General features: G+C 55.7%; 17 protein-coding genes and 1 tRNA gene. 16 read left to right on the plus strand and 2 right to left on the minus strand.

The genetic code is table 11. The features are described 5' to 3' along the window. The first annotated feature begins 2 nt into the window (after window positions 1-2). A tRNA-Gln gene (locus HFD94_RS01740) sits at window positions 3-77 on the plus strand. A 99-nt stretch (window positions 78-176) separates the two neighbouring features. Here the strand turns inward: HFD94_RS01740 and ubiF are convergent. Continuing rightward, window positions 177-1,349 (minus strand): 3-demethoxyubiquinol 3-hydroxylase, encoded by a 1,173-nt coding sequence (gene ubiF, locus HFD94_RS01745; protein WP_167432721.1) that lies wholly within the window; start codon window positions 1,347-1,349, stop codon window positions 177-179. Window positions 1,350-1,521: 172 nt separating this feature from the next. Between ubiF and miaB the strand changes: the two genes are divergently transcribed. From miaB to HFD94_RS01790, 9 genes are all read left to right on the plus strand, one after another. Then, window positions 1,522-2,946, plus strand: a complete 1,425-nt coding sequence (gene miaB, locus HFD94_RS01750) for a tRNA (N6-isopentenyl adenosine(37)-C2)-methylthiotransferase MiaB (protein ID WP_122889102.1) — start codon at window positions 1,522-1,524, stop codon at window positions 2,944-2,946. A gap of 209 nt (window positions 2,947-3,155) precedes the next feature. After that, on the plus strand, window positions 3,156-4,217 hold the full coding sequence (locus HFD94_RS01755) for a PhoH family protein (protein ID WP_010258952.1): 1,062 nt from the start codon (window positions 3,156-3,158) through the stop codon (window positions 4,215-4,217). Then, a complete protein-coding gene (gene ybeY, locus HFD94_RS01760) occupies window positions 4,214-4,687 on the plus strand; it encodes an rRNA maturation RNase YbeY (protein ID WP_010671280.1) in 474 nt (157 codons plus the stop codon). The genes HFD94_RS01755 and ybeY overlap by 4 nt, the downstream gene beginning before the upstream one ends. 82 nt (window positions 4,688-4,769) lie before the next feature. Continuing rightward, a complete protein-coding gene (gene corC, locus HFD94_RS01765) occupies window positions 4,770-5,651 on the plus strand; it encodes a CNNM family magnesium/cobalt transport protein CorC (protein WP_008925004.1) in 882 nt (293 codons plus the stop codon). 4 nt (window positions 5,652-5,655) lie between these two features. Next, window positions 5,656-7,179 carry an apolipoprotein N-acyltransferase gene (lnt, locus tag HFD94_RS01770; RefSeq protein WP_010258955.1) on the plus strand — a complete coding sequence of 508 codons (1,524 nt, stop codon included), beginning with the start codon at window positions 5,656-5,658 and terminating at the stop codon, window positions 7,177-7,179. Window positions 7,180-7,619: 440 nt separating this feature from the next. Further along, window positions 7,620-8,516 (plus strand): amino acid ABC transporter substrate-binding protein, encoded by an 897-nt coding sequence (locus HFD94_RS01775; protein WP_010258958.1) that lies wholly within the window; start codon window positions 7,620-7,622, stop codon window positions 8,514-8,516. A 280-nt stretch (window positions 8,517-8,796) separates the two neighbouring features. Next, complete coding sequence (locus HFD94_RS01780; protein ID WP_010258960.1) at window positions 8,797-9,537, plus strand: amino acid ABC transporter permease; 741 nt, start codon at window positions 8,797-8,799, stop codon at window positions 9,535-9,537. Further along, a complete protein-coding gene (gltK, locus tag HFD94_RS01785; protein WP_010258961.1) occupies window positions 9,537-10,214 on the plus strand; it encodes a glutamate/aspartate ABC transporter permease GltK in 678 nt (225 codons plus the stop codon). The genes HFD94_RS01780 and gltK overlap by 1 nt, the downstream gene beginning before the upstream one ends. Further along, entirely contained in the window at window positions 10,215-10,940 is a 726-nt protein-coding gene (locus HFD94_RS01790; RefSeq protein WP_010258962.1) for an amino acid ABC transporter ATP-binding protein, read from the plus strand. A 58-nt stretch (window positions 10,941-10,998) separates the two neighbouring features. Here HFD94_RS01790 and HFD94_RS01795 read toward each other — a convergent pair whose 3' ends face one another. Continuing rightward, window positions 10,999-11,481, minus strand: coding sequence for a zinc ribbon-containing protein (locus tag HFD94_RS01795; RefSeq protein WP_010258963.1), 483 nt, complete (start codon window positions 11,479-11,481; stop codon window positions 10,999-11,001). Between the two features lie 222 nt (window positions 11,482-11,703). On the opposite strand from HFD94_RS01795, the gene leuS reads away from it, so the two are divergent. The 6 genes from leuS (at window position 11,704) to rlmH (ending at window position 17,449) form a co-directional block, all read left to right on the plus strand. After that, a complete protein-coding gene (gene leuS, locus HFD94_RS01800; protein ID WP_122889103.1) occupies window positions 11,704-14,286 on the plus strand; it encodes a leucine--tRNA ligase in 2,583 nt (860 codons plus the stop codon). A 14-nt stretch (window positions 14,287-14,300) separates the two neighbouring features. Beyond that, on the plus strand, window positions 14,301-14,900 hold the full coding sequence (gene lptE / locus HFD94_RS01805) for an LPS assembly lipoprotein LptE (RefSeq protein ID WP_010258965.1): 600 nt from the start codon (window positions 14,301-14,303) through the stop codon (window positions 14,898-14,900). Beyond that, a complete protein-coding gene (gene holA, locus HFD94_RS01810) occupies window positions 14,897-15,928 on the plus strand; it encodes a DNA polymerase III subunit delta (RefSeq protein ID WP_122889104.1) in 1,032 nt (343 codons plus the stop codon). The genes lptE and holA overlap by 4 nt, the downstream gene beginning before the upstream one ends. Beyond that, window positions 15,921-16,565 carry a nicotinate-nucleotide adenylyltransferase gene (gene nadD, locus HFD94_RS01815; RefSeq protein WP_122889105.1) on the plus strand — a complete coding sequence of 215 codons (645 nt, stop codon included), beginning with the start codon at window positions 15,921-15,923 and terminating at the stop codon, window positions 16,563-16,565. The genes holA and nadD overlap by 8 nt, the downstream gene beginning before the upstream one ends. A 92-nt stretch (window positions 16,566-16,657) precedes the next feature. Continuing rightward, window positions 16,658-16,975: a ribosome silencing factor gene (rsfS, locus tag HFD94_RS01820; protein WP_010258968.1), complete on the plus strand. Its 318-nt coding sequence runs from the start codon at window positions 16,658-16,660 to the stop codon at window positions 16,973-16,975. Between the two features lie 3 nt (window positions 16,976-16,978). After that, complete coding sequence (gene rlmH, locus HFD94_RS01825) at window positions 16,979-17,449, plus strand: 23S rRNA (pseudouridine(1915)-N(3))-methyltransferase RlmH (RefSeq protein ID WP_010258969.1); 471 nt, start codon at window positions 16,979-16,981, stop codon at window positions 17,447-17,449. The last annotated feature ends 17 nt before the right edge of the window (window positions 17,450-17,466 follow it).

Genomic DNA, 17,466 nt, shown 5'->3' on the forward strand with positions numbered 1-17,466 from the left:
ATTGGGGTGTCGCCAAGCGGTAAGGCACTGGTTTCTGATACCAGCATTCCGGGGTTCGAATCCCTGCACCCCAGCCAAATTGCACAACCTGGCCCGCTTTTGCGGGCTTTGTTGTTTTTGTCGTTCCCCTTCCTGATTGCAGGCCCGCCGTGCGGCGAGCCAACATGCGCAATCTGCTATAACCCCAGCGCGTAGCGCAATACCTGCCGCTTCAGTACCCCGGAATGTTCGGCGGCAATCAATCCGAGATTACGTGCAAACCGCAGCGGTGCCAGCTGATTGCTGAAGGCAAAATAGAACAGATCCATACCGCCCTGCATCAGCATATTGTCTTTACGACGTTGCCGGTGATAGCGCTGCAATACGCGCTCGGATGCCCAATCCTCCGCCGCACCGCGTGCGCTGACCAGCACATTAATCAACGCATCAATATCGCGATAGCCCAGATTCACGCCCTGCCCGGCCAGCGGATTAATGGTATGCGCGGCATCACCGACCAGCGCCAGTCCTGGCAGGACATACCGTGAAGCGTGACGCCGCACCAGCGGGAAGCCGCCCGCCGCATGGGCTTTAAAACGTCCCAGCCGCGCCGGGAAGTGGCTGGCTATCTCTTTTTCCAGCAGGGCCATCGGCATCGCCTGTAGCTGACGGACTCTTGCAGGCGCGTCATACCAGACCAGCGAGGCCCGGTTGCCATACAGCGGTAAAAATGCGCGCGGTCCCTGAGGCGTAAAGTGCTGCCAGGTCGCATCGCCAGCCGGATGTTCGCAGGTCACGCTGATCAGTAAACAGGATTGCGCATAGCTCCAGCCATGAATACCGATCCCGGCCATCTGTCGCACCTGAGAGTTCGCGCCATCAGCCCCAACCACCAGGCGTGTATGCAGGGCAACGCCGTCGTTGAGGTCGATGCGCCAGCCGCCATTTTCTGGCTGCAGGTTCTCCAGTGTGGCCGGGCAATAGCAGGTCACGCCCAGCGACTGCATCTCCTCCCATAGCGCCCGCTGAAGCACGCTGTTCTCGACCATAAAGCCCAACTCGGGCAGCCCCAGCGAGGCCGCATCAAAACTCACCTGCGCCGTCTGCCACTCCCAGGTTTCCAGCCTGCGATATGGGGCGCTGCGCATCGCCTCTACCCGTGGCCAGACGTTGAGTTGCTTCAGCAACCCCACCGAGGATGACCCAATCGCCGAAATTCGCAGATCGGGATCGCTGTCGGCATCAAAAGGCGCGGGTTCGGCACGCTCAATCACCGCAACGCGAAAATGTTGCTGCGTCAGTCCACAGGCCAGCGCCGCACCGACCATGCCACCGCCAACAATCACTACATCAAACTGATTATCCTGCATTGCTTATGTCCCTCTCTTATTCCCGCCAGCCTGCGCAACACGGGTCTGAATAAAGCAAAGTGTACCGGAAAACCGGATTGCTGGCAGAAAAGCCCTGAGGCTGGTCACAACAGCATCAAAGCATTACAATACGCGCCCCGCACTTCACTGCACTGAATCAATGGTTAGCGCGATGACAAAAAAACTGCATATCAAAACCTGGGGATGTCAGATGAATGAGTATGATTCATCCAAGATGTCTGATCTGCTGAACAGTACGCACGGCTATACGCTGACCGAGGTTCCTGAAGAGGCGGATATTCTGCTGCTTAACACCTGTTCTATTCGCGAGAAAGCGCAGGAGAAAGTATTCCACCTGCTGGGACGCTGGAGAAAACTCAAAGAGCGCAACCCGGATGTGATTATCGGCGTGGGCGGCTGCGTGGCGTCGCAGGAAGGGGATCATATCCGCCAGCGTGCGCCCTGCGTGGATATCGTTTTTGGTCCGCAGACACTGCACCGCCTGCCAGAGATGATCAACACCGTGCGCGGCACCAAAAGCCCGGTGGTCGACATCAGCTTCCCGGAAATCGAGAAATTTGATCGCCTGCCGGAACCGCGCGCAGACGGCCCGACTGCCTTTGTCTCCATCATGGAAGGCTGCAACAAATATTGTACTTTCTGTGTGGTGCCTTACACCCGTGGCGAGGAAGTGAGCCGTCCCAGCGATGACATTCTGCTGGAGATCGCTCAGCTGGCGGCGCAGGGCGTGCGTGAAGTTAACCTGCTTGGCCAGAACGTTAACGCCTATCGTGGTGCCACCTTTGATGGTGAAATCTGTACCTTCGCTGAGCTGCTGCGCCTGGTCGCCGCCATCGACGGTATCGACCGCATTCGCTTCACCACCAGCCACCCGATTGAGTTCACCGATGACATCATCGAGGTCTACCGCGATACGCCGGAACTGGTGAGCTTCCTGCACCTGCCGGTTCAGAGTGGATCAGACCGTATTCTGACGCTGATGAAGCGTGCTCATACCGCGCTGGAGTATAAGGCGATTATCCGCAAGCTGCGCGCGGCGCGCCCGGATATTGAGATCAGCTCTGACTTCATCATTGGTTTCCCCGGTGAAACTCAGCAGGATTTCGAGCAGACCATGAAGCTTATCGCCGAGATCAATTTCGACGTCAGCTTCAGCTTTATCTACTCTGCCCGTCCCGGCACGCCCGCCGCTGACCTGCCGGATGATGTCAGCGAAGAGGAGAAAAAGCAGCGTCTGTGGATCCTGCAGGACCGCATTAACCAGCAGGCGCAGGCGATCAGTCGCCGCATGGTGGGCACAGTGCAGCGTATTCTGGTGGAAGGCATCTCCCGCAAGAACGTGATGGAAGTCGCTGGCCGCACCGAAAATAACCGCGTGGTGAATTTCGAAGGCTCGCCTGAAATGATCGGCCGCTTTGTGGATGTTGAGATTGTCGATGTCTACACCAACTCGCTGCGCGGCAAACTGGTGCGTACTGAAGACGAGATGGGGCTGCGCATGGCGGAAAGCCCGGCGTCCGTGATCGCCCGTACCCGTAAAGAAAATGAAATCGGCGTGAGTCTGTTCCAGCCGTGATGCCCGCTTTACTGTGCGGCAGCGCGCATCGCGTTGCCGCCAATTTCACTTTGCACCACTTGCTTTCTGAAAGTGTCGCCCAAATATCTCTCCATAAGCTTGCGCCCAGGCGTTACGGCATAAATAATTTCGTTATGGTGCATCCGGTTAAGCTTAACGGTGCGTCAGACACATCCCATAACTGGCCCTGAGTGACCCAAAGGATTCGTTTGAATATCGAAACTCGTGAAATCGCCCTTGAACCGGCTGATAACCGTCGTCTGATGAGCCTGTGTGGGCCTTTCGACGATAATGTAAAACAGCTTGAGCGTCGTCTGGGCATTGAGATCAATCGTCGCGACAACGTTTTTAAGCTGTCAGGACGTCCACTTTGCGTCAATGCCGCAGCAGATATTCTGAAAACTCTGTATGTCGATACTGCGCCTGTGCGTGGCGACATCCCGGATATCGAGCCTGATCAGATTCACCTGGCGATCAAAGAGAGCCGGGTACTGGAGCAAACCGCTGAGAGCGTGCCGGAGTACGGTAAAGCGGTCAATATCAAGACCAAACGCGGTGTGATCAAGCCGCGCACCCCAAACCAGGCCCAGTACATCGCTAATGTGCTCGACCACGATATCACCTTTGGTGTCGGTCCGGCTGGTACCGGTAAAACCTATCTGGCGGTAGCCGCGGCAGTGGATGCGCTGGAGCGTCAGGAGATTCGCCGCATCATGCTGACCCGCCCTGCCGTCGAAGCGGGTGAAAAGCTGGGCTTTCTGCCAGGCGATCTGAGCCAGAAAGTCGACCCTTATCTGCGTCCGCTCTACGATGCGCTGTTCGAAATGCTCGGCTTCGAGCGGGTGGAAAAGCTGATGGAGCGCAACGTCATTGAAGTCGCCCCGCTGGCCTACATGCGTGGTCGTACCCTGAACGATGCGTTTATCATTCTTGATGAGAGCCAGAACACCACCATCGAGCAGATGAAAATGTTCCTGACGCGTATCGGCTTTAACTCTAAAGCGGTGATTACCGGCGACGTTACCCAGATTGACCTGCCGCGTCACGTTAAGTCAGGCCTGCGTCATGCCATTGAGGTGCTGGCGGACGTTGAAGAGATCAGCTTCAACTTCTTCCACAGCGAAGATGTGGTGCGCCATCCGGTGGTTGCCCGCATTGTCACCGCCTATGAAGCCTGGGAAGCGGCCGATCAGACCCGTCGTGACCAGCAGGCCGAAGAGCGTAAACGTGAAGCACTGGCTGCACAGAGCGCCACGCAGGAGAGCAAATGAGCGAGGTGATTCTCGACCTGCAGGTCGCCTGTGACAGCACCGCTGACCTGCCTGATGAAAGCCAGTTTCATCGCTGGCTGTCAGCGGCTGTCACCCCTTTTCAGCCGGAAAGCGAAGTTACGGTGCGTCTGGTTGATGAAGCTGAGAGTCATGAGCTTAATCTGACTTATCGCGGCAAAGACAAGCCGACCAACGTCCTCTCTTTCCCGTTTGAAGCACCGCCAGGCATTGAGCTGCCGCTGCTGGGCGATCTGATCATCTGCCGCCAGGTCGTTGAGCAGGAAGCCGCTGAACAGGGTAAAAGCGCTGAAGCCCACTGGGCACATATGGTGGTACACGGCACGCTGCATCTGCTGGGTTACGACCATATTGAAGACGACGAAGCGGACGAGATGGAAGGGCTGGAGACCGAGATAATGCTTGCTCTTGGGTATCCTGATCCGTACATTTCGGAGAAAGAAGACGCCTGAATCCTGAATTCAGTCAATCCTGCTGTCAGTACAGGCTACTGACAGCACCTATTCCTCACCAGAGAGATCTATAAAAACCGCCATGAGCGACGACCATTCTCAAAACAGCGATGCACCCAGTAGTAAAAAGGGATTTTTCTCCCTGTTGATCAACCAACTCTTTCACGGTGAACCAAAAAGCCGTGATGAGCTACTGGAGCTGATCCGCGACTCGAATAACAAAGAGCTGATTGACCAGGACACCCGCGACATGCTCGAAGGGGTACTGGATATTGCGGAGCAGCGCGTGCGTGACATCATGATCCCGCGCTCGCAAATGATCACCCTGAAACGTAATCAGAGCCTCGAAGAGTGTCTGGATGTCATTATCGAATCCGCCCATTCTCGTTTCCCGGTGATCAGCGAAGATAAAGATCATGTGGAAGGGATTCTGATGGCGAAAGATCTGCTGCCGTTTATGAGCAGCGAATCTGAGCCTTTCAGCATTGAGAAAGTGCTGCGTCCTGCGGTGGTTGTGCCTGAAAGTAAGCGTGTCGACCGGATGCTGAAAGAGTTCCGCTCCCAGCGTTACCACATGGCGATCGTCATTGATGAGTTTGGCGGTGTCTCCGGTCTGGTGACCATTGAAGACATCCTGGAGCTGATCGTCGGTGAAATTGAAGATGAGTATGACGACGAAGAAGATCGTGATATCCGTCAGCTCAACCGTCACACCTTTACAGTGCGTGCACTGACCGCCATTGAAGATTTCAACGAGGTGTTTGGCACCCAGTTCAGTGACGATGAAGTCGACACCATCGGTGGTCTGGTGATGCAGGGCTTCGGTCATCTGCCCGCTCGCGGTGAAAGCATCGAGATTGAGGGTTACCAGTTCAAGGTGGCGATGGCTGACAGCCGCCGCATCATCCAGGTTCACGTGACTATTCCGGAAAATTCGCCACAACCTCAACTGGAAGACGAATAAGTCTATGGCTTTAGCCTCACTCTACCCGCGTCAGCGGGTTCGCCTGCTGCTGGCTTTAATAACGGGTGCACTTGGCACCCTCGCCTTTTCTCCCTACGATTTCTGGCCCGCTGCACTGCTCTCGCTGTGTGGCTTACAGCTGCTGACTCTTAACCGCTCCAGCCCGCAGGCCAGCGCCATTGGGTTTGTCTGGGGTTTAGGTCTGTTCGGCAGTGGCATCAACTGGGTTTATGTCAGTGTCGCCACCTTTGGCGGCATGCCTGGCCCGGTCAATGTCTTTATCGTAGCGCTGCTGGCGGCTTATCTGGCGATCTACCCGGCGCTGTTTGCCGGCGTACTGAATCGCATCTGGCCGCGAACGACGCTGTGGCGCCTGGCGCTGGCGGCACCGGCATTGTGGCAGATCACCGAGTTCCTGCGCGGCTGGGTGCTGACCGGCTTTCCGTGGCTGCAGTTTGGTTACAGCCAGATCGATGGCCCGTTAAAAGGCCTGGCCCCACTGGCGGGCGTAGAGACGCTGACCTTCCTGCTGATGGTGGTGGCTGGCCTGCTGGCTTATGCCCTGCAACAGCGCAACGTCAGAAGTCTGGTAGCAGCGCTGCTGCTGCTGGCATTGCCATGGCCGTTGCGCTACATCCAGTGGGTTCAGCCGATGCCCGAGCGGGCCGTCGAGGTGGCGCTGGTGCAGGGAAACATCCCGCAATCGATGAAGTGGGATCCGCAGCAGCTGCTCACTACCCTGCGCATTTACAACGGTCTGAGTCAGCCGCTGATGGGCAAAGCGCCGATTATTATCTGGCCTGAATCGGCAATTACCGATCTGGAGAGTAATCAGCAGCCGTTCCTGCGTTCGCTGGATGACGAACTGCGTGAGCGCGGCAGTTCGCTGATCACCGGCATTGTGGACTCCCGGCTGGAGCAGAACCGATATCACGATTACAACACCGTAATCGTGCTGGGCGGTAAAGCGCCGTACAACTACTTCAGCGGCAATCGTTACCAGAAGAATCACCTGGTGCCGTTTGGCGAATTTGTGCCGCTGGCCGATCTGCTGCGTCCGCTGGCCCCGTTCTTCGATCTGCCGATGTCGGCATTCAGTCGTGGCAACTACCTCCAGCCGCAACTCAGCGTGGCGGGCTATAACCTGACCAGCGCCATCTGTTATGAGATCGTGCTGGGTGAACAGGTGCGGGCCAACTTCCATCCCGACACCAACTTCCTGTTGACCGTTTCGAACGATGCCTGGTTTGGTCACTCTATCGGCCCATGGCAGCACTTCCAGATGGCGAGGATGCGTGCGCTGGAACTGGGACGTCCGCTGTTGCGCAGCACCAATAATGGTGTGACGGCGGTGGTCAATGCCAGTGGTGATGTGGAAGCCATGCTGCCGCAGTTTACCCGCGATGTGCTGACCAGCAAGGTTACGCCAACGCAGGGAGAAACCCCGTATGCGCGGGCTGGCATCTGGCCAGTGTGGTCACTGACGCTGCTGGCGGCGGTGATAGCACTCCTGCGCCGTCGTCGATAACCTCCCCTCCTGTGCTCACTGAAGGCGAAGCACGTGCTTCGCCTTTTTCATGGTGACTCTCCGGTTTTTTTCACTCCCCACGCCGCACACTCTGCTGTCTTTCTAACCCATTACCTCTTTCTGGCACGATGATTGCAAAATGTTTCACTGCTTTTCGCAAACAGGCTGATTGCAGGCGCTGATGCCGGGCGGGTTGCACCAAAACAATTGACGCTGCTGCACCATTAACGCGCAGGGTGAAAAAATTGCCTTTTTTTGGTGCGTATCACCTCGCAAAAAAGAAACTTTTTTGTTTCATTGCGTTAACAATCCGCTATGTTAATGACTCTTCTGCGCCCGTTTAAACCGCAGAATGAGCAGAAACGCAGCAGAAAACAGACACAACATCATAATCAGCGCAGGTTATATCCTGTGCCTTTTTCATACGAAGGAGTTGGAACATGCAACTACGCAAAGTGGCATTATCTCTTCTGCTGATCAGCGCAGCGGCGGGAGCGGCCCAGGCGGAAGATCTCAGCGGCACCCTGAAGAAGATCAATGACAATGGCGTCATTGTGGTCGGGCATCGCGAATCATCAGTTCCCTTTTCTTATTATGACAACCAGCAAAAAGTCGTCGGCTACTCACAGGCTTACTCAAACGCCATCGTTGAAGCGATTAAAGCAAAGCTGAACAAGCCTGATCTGCAGGTCAAAATGATCCCGATCACCTCACAAAACCGTATTCCGCTGCTGCAAAACGGCACCTACGATTATGAGTGTGGCTCGACCACCAATAACCTTGAGCGCCAGAAACAGGCCGCCTTCTCAGACACTATTTTTGTTATCGGCACCCGTCTGCTGGTGAAGAAAGATGGCCCGATCAAAGATTTCGCTGACCTGAAAGGCAAAACCGTAGTGGTGACCTCAGGTACCACCTCTGAAGTGCTGCTGCACAAACTCAACGACGAACAGAAACTGGATCTGCGCATCATCAGCGCAAAAGATCACGGTGACTCCTTCCGTACGCTGGAAACCGGTCGTGCCGTGGCCTTTATGATGGATGATGCCCTGCTGGCAGGCGAACGCGCCAAAGCCAAAAAGCCGGACAACTGGGAAATTCTGGGCACGCCACAGTCAAAAGAAGCCTATGGCTGCATGCTGCGTAAAGATGATCCGCAGTTCAAAGCGCTGGTGGATGAAACCATTGCTAAAGCCCAGACCTCTGGCCAGGCAGAAAAATGGTTCGACACCTGGTTCAAACAGCCGATTCCACCAAAGAACCTGAACATGAACTTTGAGCTCTCTGATGACATGAAAGCGCTGTTCAAAACACCAAATGATAAAGCACTGAATTAACAACAAAATACCCAATGGATTTCAGATTGCATTGAGGCAGCAGAAAAATGACTCCCGATGAGCCTGCTCCGGTGAGTGATTCGGGTGAGTGAATGTAGCCAACAAAAATGCAGCCTGAAAGACGACGGGTATAACAAGGGCGGCCTGGCTGCCCTCTCGATTGCTGAAACCGCGGCATGGACAGACAGACTGACACGGGTCGTTCCCCTGAGTCAGGAAATACAACGCCGTTCATCAATCTTCAGGGTAGCTTAGCTACCCTTTTTTTCCGGAGCTCGTTATGGGTATCGATTGGAACTGGGGCATATTCCTCGAACAGGCCCCGTTCGGTAACACGACCTACCTCGGCTGGCTGTGGTCCGGTTTTCAGGTGACGATTGCCGTCTCCTGCTGCGCCTGGATTATCGCCTTCTGTGTGGGTTCATTTTTCGGCATTCTGCGCACCGTGCCTAATCGCCTGCTGTCGACCATTGGCACCTGCTATGTCGAACTGTTTCGCAACATCCCCCTGATCGTCCAGTTCTTCTTCTGGTATCTGGTGGCGCCCGAGCTGGTGGGCGAAAAGCTTGGCATGTGGTTTAAGTCTGAGCTGGATCCCAACATTCAGTTCTTCCTCTCCTCGATGATCTGTCTTGGCCTGTTTACCGCCGCCCGCGTCTGCGAGCAGGTGCGCGCAGCTATTCAGTCACTGCCGAGTGGACAGAAGAATGCCGGTCTGGCGATGGGATTAACCCTGCCGCAGACCTATCGCTATGTGCTGCTGCCGAATGCGTATCGCGTGATTGTGCCGCCGATGACCTCGGAAATGCTGAACCTGGTGAAGAACTCCGCTATCGCCTCCACCATTGGTCTGGTCGATATGGCGGCGCAGGCGGGCAAACTGCTCGACTATTCTGCCCACGCCTATGAATCCTTTACCGCCATTACACTGGCCTACGTTGCGATTAACCTGGTGATTATGTTGTTGATGAGTCTGGTCGAGCGCAAAGTCCGGCTGCCAGGCAATGCGGGAGGCAAGTAATGTACGAGTTTGACTGGAGTTCGATTACACCCAGCCTGCCCTATCTGCTTAATGGCTTAGTGATCACCTTTAAGATCACGATTACCGCCGTGGTCTTCGGCATCCTGTGGGGCACTCTGCTGGCGGTGATGCGCCTGTCGACGTTTAAGCCTATCAGCTGGTTCGCTAAAATTTACGTCAACCTGTTCCGCTCAGTGCCGCTGGTCATGGTGCTGCTGTGGTTCTATCTGGTCGTGCCGAGTTTTCTGCAGCAGGTGCTGGGCCTGTCGCCCAAAACGGATATCCGACTGATTTCAGCCATGGTCGCCTTTTCGCTGTTCGAAGCGGCGTACTACTCTGAAATTATTCGCGCCGGCATCATCAGTATCTCGCGTGGACAGGGCAGTGCGGCTCTGGCGCTGGGCATGACGCAGTGGCAGGCAATGCGACTGATCATCCTGCCACAGGCGTTTCGCGCCATGGTTCCGCTGTTACTGACGCAGGGTATCGTGCTGTTCCAGGATACCTCGCTGGTTTATGTCTTAAGCCTGGCGGACTTCTTCCGTACCGCGTCCACCATTGGTGAGCGTGATGGCACCCAGGTTGAAATGGTTCTGTTTGCAGGTCTTGTCTACTTCGTTATCAGCCTGAGCGCATCGCTGTTGGTCAGCTATCTAAAAAGAAAAAGGACGGTTTAAATGATTAGCCTGAAAAATGTTTCTAAGTGGTATGGTCACTTTCAGGTGCTGACCGACTGCTCAACCGACGTCAAAACCGGTGAAGTGGTGGTGGTGTGCGGCCCGTCCGGCTCCGGTAAATCAACGCTGATCAAAACGGTGAACGGCCTTGAGCCGATTCAGCAGGGCGTGATTGCGGTGAACGGCACCGAGGTGAATAACAAAAAGACTAATCTTGCGCAGCTTCGCAGCCAGGTCGGGATGGTGTTCCAGCACTTCGAGCTGTTTCCGCATCTGAGCATTATCAACAACCTGGTTCTGGCGCAGGTGAAAGTGCTGAAACGCGACAAAGCGGCAGCCCGCGATAAAGGGCTGAAGCTGCTGAAGCGTGTGGGTCTTTCCGCCCATGCTGAGAAGTTTCCCGGCCAGCTCTCAGGTGGTCAGCAGCAGCGTGTGGCGATTGCGCGAGCGCTCTGCATGGACCCTATCGCGATGCTGTTTGATGAACCCACCTCCGCGCTGGATCCGGAAATGATCAACGAAGTGCTGGATGTGATGGTTGAACTGGCACAGGAAGGGATGACGATGATGGTGGTGACCCATGAGATGGGCTTCGCCCGTAAAGTGGCCAATCGCGTGATCTTTATGGATGAAGGGAAAATTATCGAAGACACCAACAAAGATGACTTCTTTAATAATCCACAGTCTGAGCGCGCTAAAGATTTCCTCGCAAAAATTCTACACTAAACCTGACGAACAGGCGGGTCACCCAGGGTGGCCCGCTTCATTTAGCTACGCCGCACTATCAGGGTTCGAAAGGCTGACGCTGGAACTGGTCGTTGCCGCATTCCGGACAACGTGACAGCGTTTCAGGCGTGTAGATTGCCCGGGTGAACTGGCATTTCTCACAGACCAGATTGCCCAGCCCCACCACTTCCCCGCTCTGATAAACGCCGTGGTGATGCAGATCCTGGAAGACCTCTCGCCACTCCAGCTGACTTTTATCGGTGATATCCGCCAGCTCTTTCCAGACGCTCTCGCGGATGATGCGCATAAACAGTGAGTCCGCCAGCGGTTCTTCCACATCGGTGTAGCTGCGTGCAAACTCGCCCAGATCACGGCGCACTGAGCTGAGCGCCTGGTCAATCTCCTGTTCCGTCATATCATCGCGCACCAGCAACTGGCTTCGTCGCCCGGCAATCAGCTCATCAAGGTTACGATCGCCCTGACGAAGACGTTCGGTCAATACGGCTAACGACTCGCGATATTCCTGAGCCACTTTATTCATTTTGTTCTCCTTTATGCAGACCCTCGCTGAACTAAGTTTAGTCGTAATGTTGCTTTTGCCGTGTCGTCTGTACAGTGAATTACAAAAGGGTGAAGGCTCTGACGCTTTCGGCAGAAATCGTGCCGGCAAAAGTGGGAAGTGTTGTTGATACGCGGCCTTATGGGTATGCTATGCGGATCTTAGAGCCAGAAAAATGTTTTTCATAAAGGACCACAGGCAGCCATGCAAGAGCAATACCGCCCGGAAGAAATTGAATCCCGTGTGCAGCAGCACTGGGATGAAAACGAAACGTTTAAAGTGACTGAGCAGGAGGGTAAAGAGAAATACTATTGCCTCTCCATGTTGCCCTATCCTTCTGGCCGCCTGCACATGGGCCACGTTCGTAACTACACCATCGGCGACGTAATCGCGCGTTATCAGCGTATGCTCGGCAAAAACGTACTACAGCCGATTGGCTGGGATGCTTTCGGCCTGCCTGCGGAAGGCGCTGCGGTGAAAAACAACACCGCTCCGGCCCCGTGGACTTACGACAATATCGCCTACATGAAAAACCAGCTCAAACTGCTGGGCTTTGGCTATGACTGGAGTCGTGAACTGGCAACCTGCCAGCCAGAGTACTATCGCTGGGAACAGTGGTTCTTTACCAAACTGTATGAAAAAGGCCTGGTCTATAAAAAGACCTCTGCCGTGAACTGGTGCCCGAACGATCAGACGGTGCTGGCGAACGAGCAGGTGATCGACGGCTGCTGCTGGCGCTGCGACACCAAAGTTGAGCGTAAAGAGATCCCGCAGTGGTTTATCAAAATCACCGATTATGCGGAAGAGCTGCTGAACGACCTGGATACGCTGGAAGAGTGGCCTGAGCAGGTCAAAACCATGCAGCGTAACTGGATTGGCCGCTCTGAAGGTGTCGAAATCACCTTCGATGTGGCTGACAGCGAAGAGAAGGTCACCGTCTACACCACCCGCCCGGATACCTTTATCGGCGCAACCTATGTTGCCGTTGCTGCAGGCCATCCGCTGGCGACTCAGGCGTCGGTCAATAATCCGGCGCTGGCTGACTTTATCGCTGAATGTCGCAATACCAAAGTGGCCGAAGCCGATATGGCGACCATGGAGAAGAAAGGCATGGCGACCGGCCTGTCTGTTGTTCATCCGCTGACCGGCGAGCTTATCCCGGTCTGGGTTGCCAACTTCGTACTGATGGAATATGGCACCGGCGCTGTGATGGCGGTTCCGGCGCACGATCAGCGCGACTGGGAGTTTGCCACTAAATATGATCTGCCGATTAAGCCGGTCATCCTGAATCTGGATGGTTCCATTCCTGATGTCAGCATCGCGGCGATGACTGACAAAGGTGCGCTGTTCAACTCAGGTGAGTTTAACGGCATGGATCACGCCACCGGTTTTAACGCCATTGCGGATTCGCTGGCGGCAAAAGGCGTGGGCGTGCGTAAAGTGAACTACCGCCTGCGCGACTGGGGTGTCTCCCGTCAGCGCTACTGGGGTGCCCCTATCCCGATGGTGACGCTGGAAGATGGCACCGTTATGCCTGCACCAGAAGACCAGTTGCCGGTGATCCTGCCGGAAGATGTGGTGATGGATGGCATTACCAGCCCAATCAAAGCGGATCCGGAGTGGGCTAAAACCACGGTAAACGGCCAGCCTGCCCTGCGTGAAACCGACACCTTTGACACCTTTATGGAGTCTTCCTGGTACTACGCGCGTTATACCTGCGCCAGCTACAAGGAAGGCATGCTGGATCCGGCAGCGGCAAACTACTGGCTGCCGGTCGATCAGTATGTGGGCGGTATTGAACACGCCATCATGCACCTGATGTATTTCCGCTTCTTCCACAAGCTGCTGCGTGACGCGGGCCTGGTGAACTCCAATGAGCCAGCCAAACGTCTGCTGTGCCAGGGCATGGTGCTGGCTGACGCCTTCTACTACCTTGGTGCCAACGGCGAGCGTAACTGGGTTTCACCGGTTGACGTTGAGGTTGAGCGGGATGAGAAAGGCCGCATTGTTAAAGCCACAGACACGAAGGGCCGCGAAGTGATCTACGCGGGCATGAGCAAAATGTCGAAGTCGAAAAACAACGGCATCGACCCACAGCTGATGGTTGAGCGTTACGGCGCGGATACCGTGCGTCTGTTTATGATGTTTGCTTCACCGGCGGATATGACGCTGGAGTGGCAGGAGTCGGGCGTTGAAGGGGCGAACCGCTTCCTGAAACGTGTCTGGAAGCTGGTCTTCGAGCATACACAGAAAGGTGCGACCGTGGCACTGGATGTGGAGAGCCTGAATGACGAGCAGAAATCGCTGCGTCGCGATCTTCACAAAACCATCGCCAAAGTGGCGGATGATATTGGCCGTCGTCAGACTTTCAACACCGCCATTGCGGCGATCATGGAGCTGATGAACAAACTGGCACGCGCCCCGCAGGAAAGCGAGCAGGATCGCGCCCTGATGCAGGAAGCGCTGCTGGCCATCGTCCGTCTGCTCTATCCGTTTACCCCGCACGCCTGCTATGTTCTGTGGCAGACGCTGGGTGGCGAAGGCACTATCGATGAAGCGAGCTGGCCGGTTGCGGATGAAGCCGCTATGGTTGAAGATTCGCTGCTGGTAGTGGTTCAGGTTAACGGTAAAGTGCGCGGTAAAATCACCGTGCCAGCCGATGCAACACAGGAACAGGTTCAGGCACGCGCTGCGCAGGAGCATCTGGTAGCGAAGTATCTGGACGGCGTGACTATCCGTAAAGTCATTTATGTACCGGGCAAACTGCTTAACCTGGTCGTAGGTTAAGTTCAGGAGGAACTGTGCGACATCCGATTATCAGGCTGTTTGTCATGCTGGCGGTGGTGATCACCGCTGGCTGTGGTTTTCATCCGCGCGGCACCACTCAGGTGCCCAGCGAACTGAAAACCCTGATTGTTTCAACCGGCGATCCTTATGGGCCGCTGGCGCGTACTGTGCGTCAGCAGCTGCGTATCAACGATGTCAAAATTGTTGAAGACAGCAAACAGAATCGCACGGATATTCCAACGCTGCGCCTGGGGCCTGAATCCTCGGGCCGTAACACGGCTTCGGTCTTTATCAGCGGCACCACTGCCGAGTATCAGCTGGTGATGACCCTCACCGCGCAGGTGCTGCTGCCGGGCAAAGGTATCTATCCTATCAGCACCACGGTTTATCGGTCGTTCTTCGATAACCCGAACGCTGCGCTGGCAAAAGATGCCGAGCAGGATCTGATTACGCAGGAGATGCGTCAGCGTGCTGCTGAACAGCTGGTACGTAAACTGCTGACGGTACACGCCGCGCAGATCAACAGCAAAGAGACCTTACCGGCGTCAGTGATTCCGGTGCCGGGTCAGGGTTCACAGGAAGCGCCCACTTCCTCTGCTACCAGCCTGCAATGATCAGGATTTATCCTGAGCAACTCAGCGCGCAGCTCCGTGAGGGGCTGCGCGCCTGTTATTTGTTAGCCGGTAACGAACCGCTGCTGCTGCAGGAAAGTTCAGATGCGATTCGCGTCGCCGCAACCGCGCAGGGATTCGAAGAACATTTTAGTTTTACGCTGGATGCACAGACTGACTGGGAGAGCCTGTTCGTCAGTTGCCAGTCACTGAGTCTGTTTGCTCAGCGTCAGACCATGACGCTGCAATTCCCCGATAATGGCCCTAACGCCGCGATGTCAGAGCAACTGGTTAAGCTGTCGCAGTTGCTGCACGCCGATATTCTGCTGTTCTGCCGGATGGCGAAGCTGACCAAAGCGCAGGAAAACAGCGCCTGGTTTAAAGCGTTGTCCGCCTCTGCGGTATTGGTGCCCTGTCAGACGCCTGAACAGGCGCAACTGCCACGCTGGGTCGTTAATCGCGCTAAGGCGCTGAAATTATCGGTGGATGACGCAGCCGTGCAGCTATTGTGTTACTGCTATGAAGGCAATCTGCTGGCGCTGGCGCAGGCGCTGGAGCGGCTCTCGCTGCAGTGGCCCGACGGCAAGCTGACCCTGCCCCGGGTTGAAGAGGCGGTCAGTGATGCCGCGCACTTTACTCCTTTCCACTGGGTGGATGCCCTGCTGGCGGGAAAAAGCCGCCGCGCCCTGCATATTCTGCATCAGCTGGAGAAAGAAGAGAGCGAAGTGGTGATACTGCTGCGTACGCTGCAGCGTGATCTGCTGACGCTGCTGCATCTGCAACGCCACCAGACAGCGCAGCCGCTGCGTACGCTGATGGATCAGCAGCGCATCTGGCAGAATCGCCGTGCGCTGTTTACCGACGCGCTGCAACGAGTGGATGCCACGCGTCTGCAACGCGCCATTCATCTGCTGAGTCAGATTGAAATCACCCTGAAGCAGGATTATGGACAGCCGGTGTGGCCGCAGTTACAGACCCTGACGCTGCTGCTCAGCAGTCGTGCTTTTCCGACGAGCTTTGCCCATGTCTGAGTTACACGCACTGTTTGGCGGCACCTTTGATCCGATTCATTTTGGCCATCTGCGCCCGGTCGAAGTGCTGGCGCAACAGACCGGCCTGCAGCGTGTGACGCTGCTGCCCAACAATGTGCCGCCGCATCGTCCGCAACCGGAAGCCAGCGCTGCCCAGCGGGTTGCTATGCTGCGCTGCGCTATCCGCGACCTGCCGCTGTTTGAGATCGATACCCGCGAGCTGGAACGCGACACGCCGTCCTGGACCGTGACCACCCTGGAAGCCTGGCGCACCGAACGCGGTGCAGAACAGCCGCTGGGGTTTATTATTGGTCAGGATTCATTGCTGAGCTTATCAAAATGGCATCGCTGGCAGGATCTGCTGTCACTCTGCCATCTGCTGGTGTGCCAGCGCCCCGGCTATCCGACCCGGTTCGACTCGCCTGACATGCAGCGCTGGCTTGAGCAACACCTCGCTCAGGATATCCGGCAGCTGCATCAGCAGCCCGCAGGCCATATCTGGCTGGCGGACACCCCTCTCTATGACATTTCGGCCACTGAAATTCGCCGCCGTCGCCACCAGAATCAGTCCTGCGACGATCTGTTGCCCGCTGCGGTTATCGATTATATCGACCGCGAAGGCTTATATCGCGACTGATCCGGGCATGCTATACTACGCCGCTTAATTTTTTGGCTGCACTCTCCGGGCTTACAGCCGGCTCGTTACCACCAGATTCCAAGGGGAACCTTTTGCAAGGTAAAGCACTCCAAGAGTTCGTTATTGATAAGATTGATGATCTCAAAGGCCAGGACATTGTTACCATCGACGTTCAGGGCAAATCCAGCATCACCGATTTCATGATCATCTGCACCGGCACCTCCACGCGTCATGTGACTTCGATCGCAGAACACGTAGAGCAGGAGTCGCGTTTAGCAGGCCTGATGCCATTAGGCATTGAAGGTAAAAGCGCGGCAGACTGGGTCGTGGTCGATCTGGGTGATGTCATCGTGCATGTGATGCAGGAAGAGAGTCGCCAGCTGTATGAGCTGGAAAAACTCTGGGGCTAATCGGTGAAACTGCAACTTGTTGCCGTCGGCACGAAAATGCCTGACTGGGTGCAGACCGGTTTTATGGAATATCTGCGCCGCTTCCCGAAAGATATGCCGCTTGAGCTGACCGAAGTGACCGCAGGTAAACGCGGTAAAAATGCTGATATCAAACGCATTCTTGAAAAAGAGGGTGAAGCGATGTTAGCGGCGGTCGGCAAAGGCAATCGCATCGTCACGCTGGATATTCCTGGTCATCCGTGGGAAACCCCGCAGCTGGCACAGCAGATTGAACGCTGGAAGCTGGATGGTCGCGATGTCAGCCTGCTGATTGGCGGGCCTGAAGGCCTGGCCCCCGCCTGTAAAGCGGCGGCAGAGCAGAGCTGGTCACTGTCAGCATTGACGTTGCCCCATCCGCTGGTGCGCGTGCTGGTAGCCGAAAGTCTGTATCGGGCCTGGAGCATAACGACAAATCATCCTTATCATCGTGAATGACCGATCAGCCCACATCA

This window comes from Pantoea sp. EKM20T, assembly GCF_011800485.1.
Classification (GTDB): Bacteria; Pseudomonadota; Gammaproteobacteria; order Enterobacterales; family Enterobacteriaceae; genus Pantoea; species Pantoea agglomerans.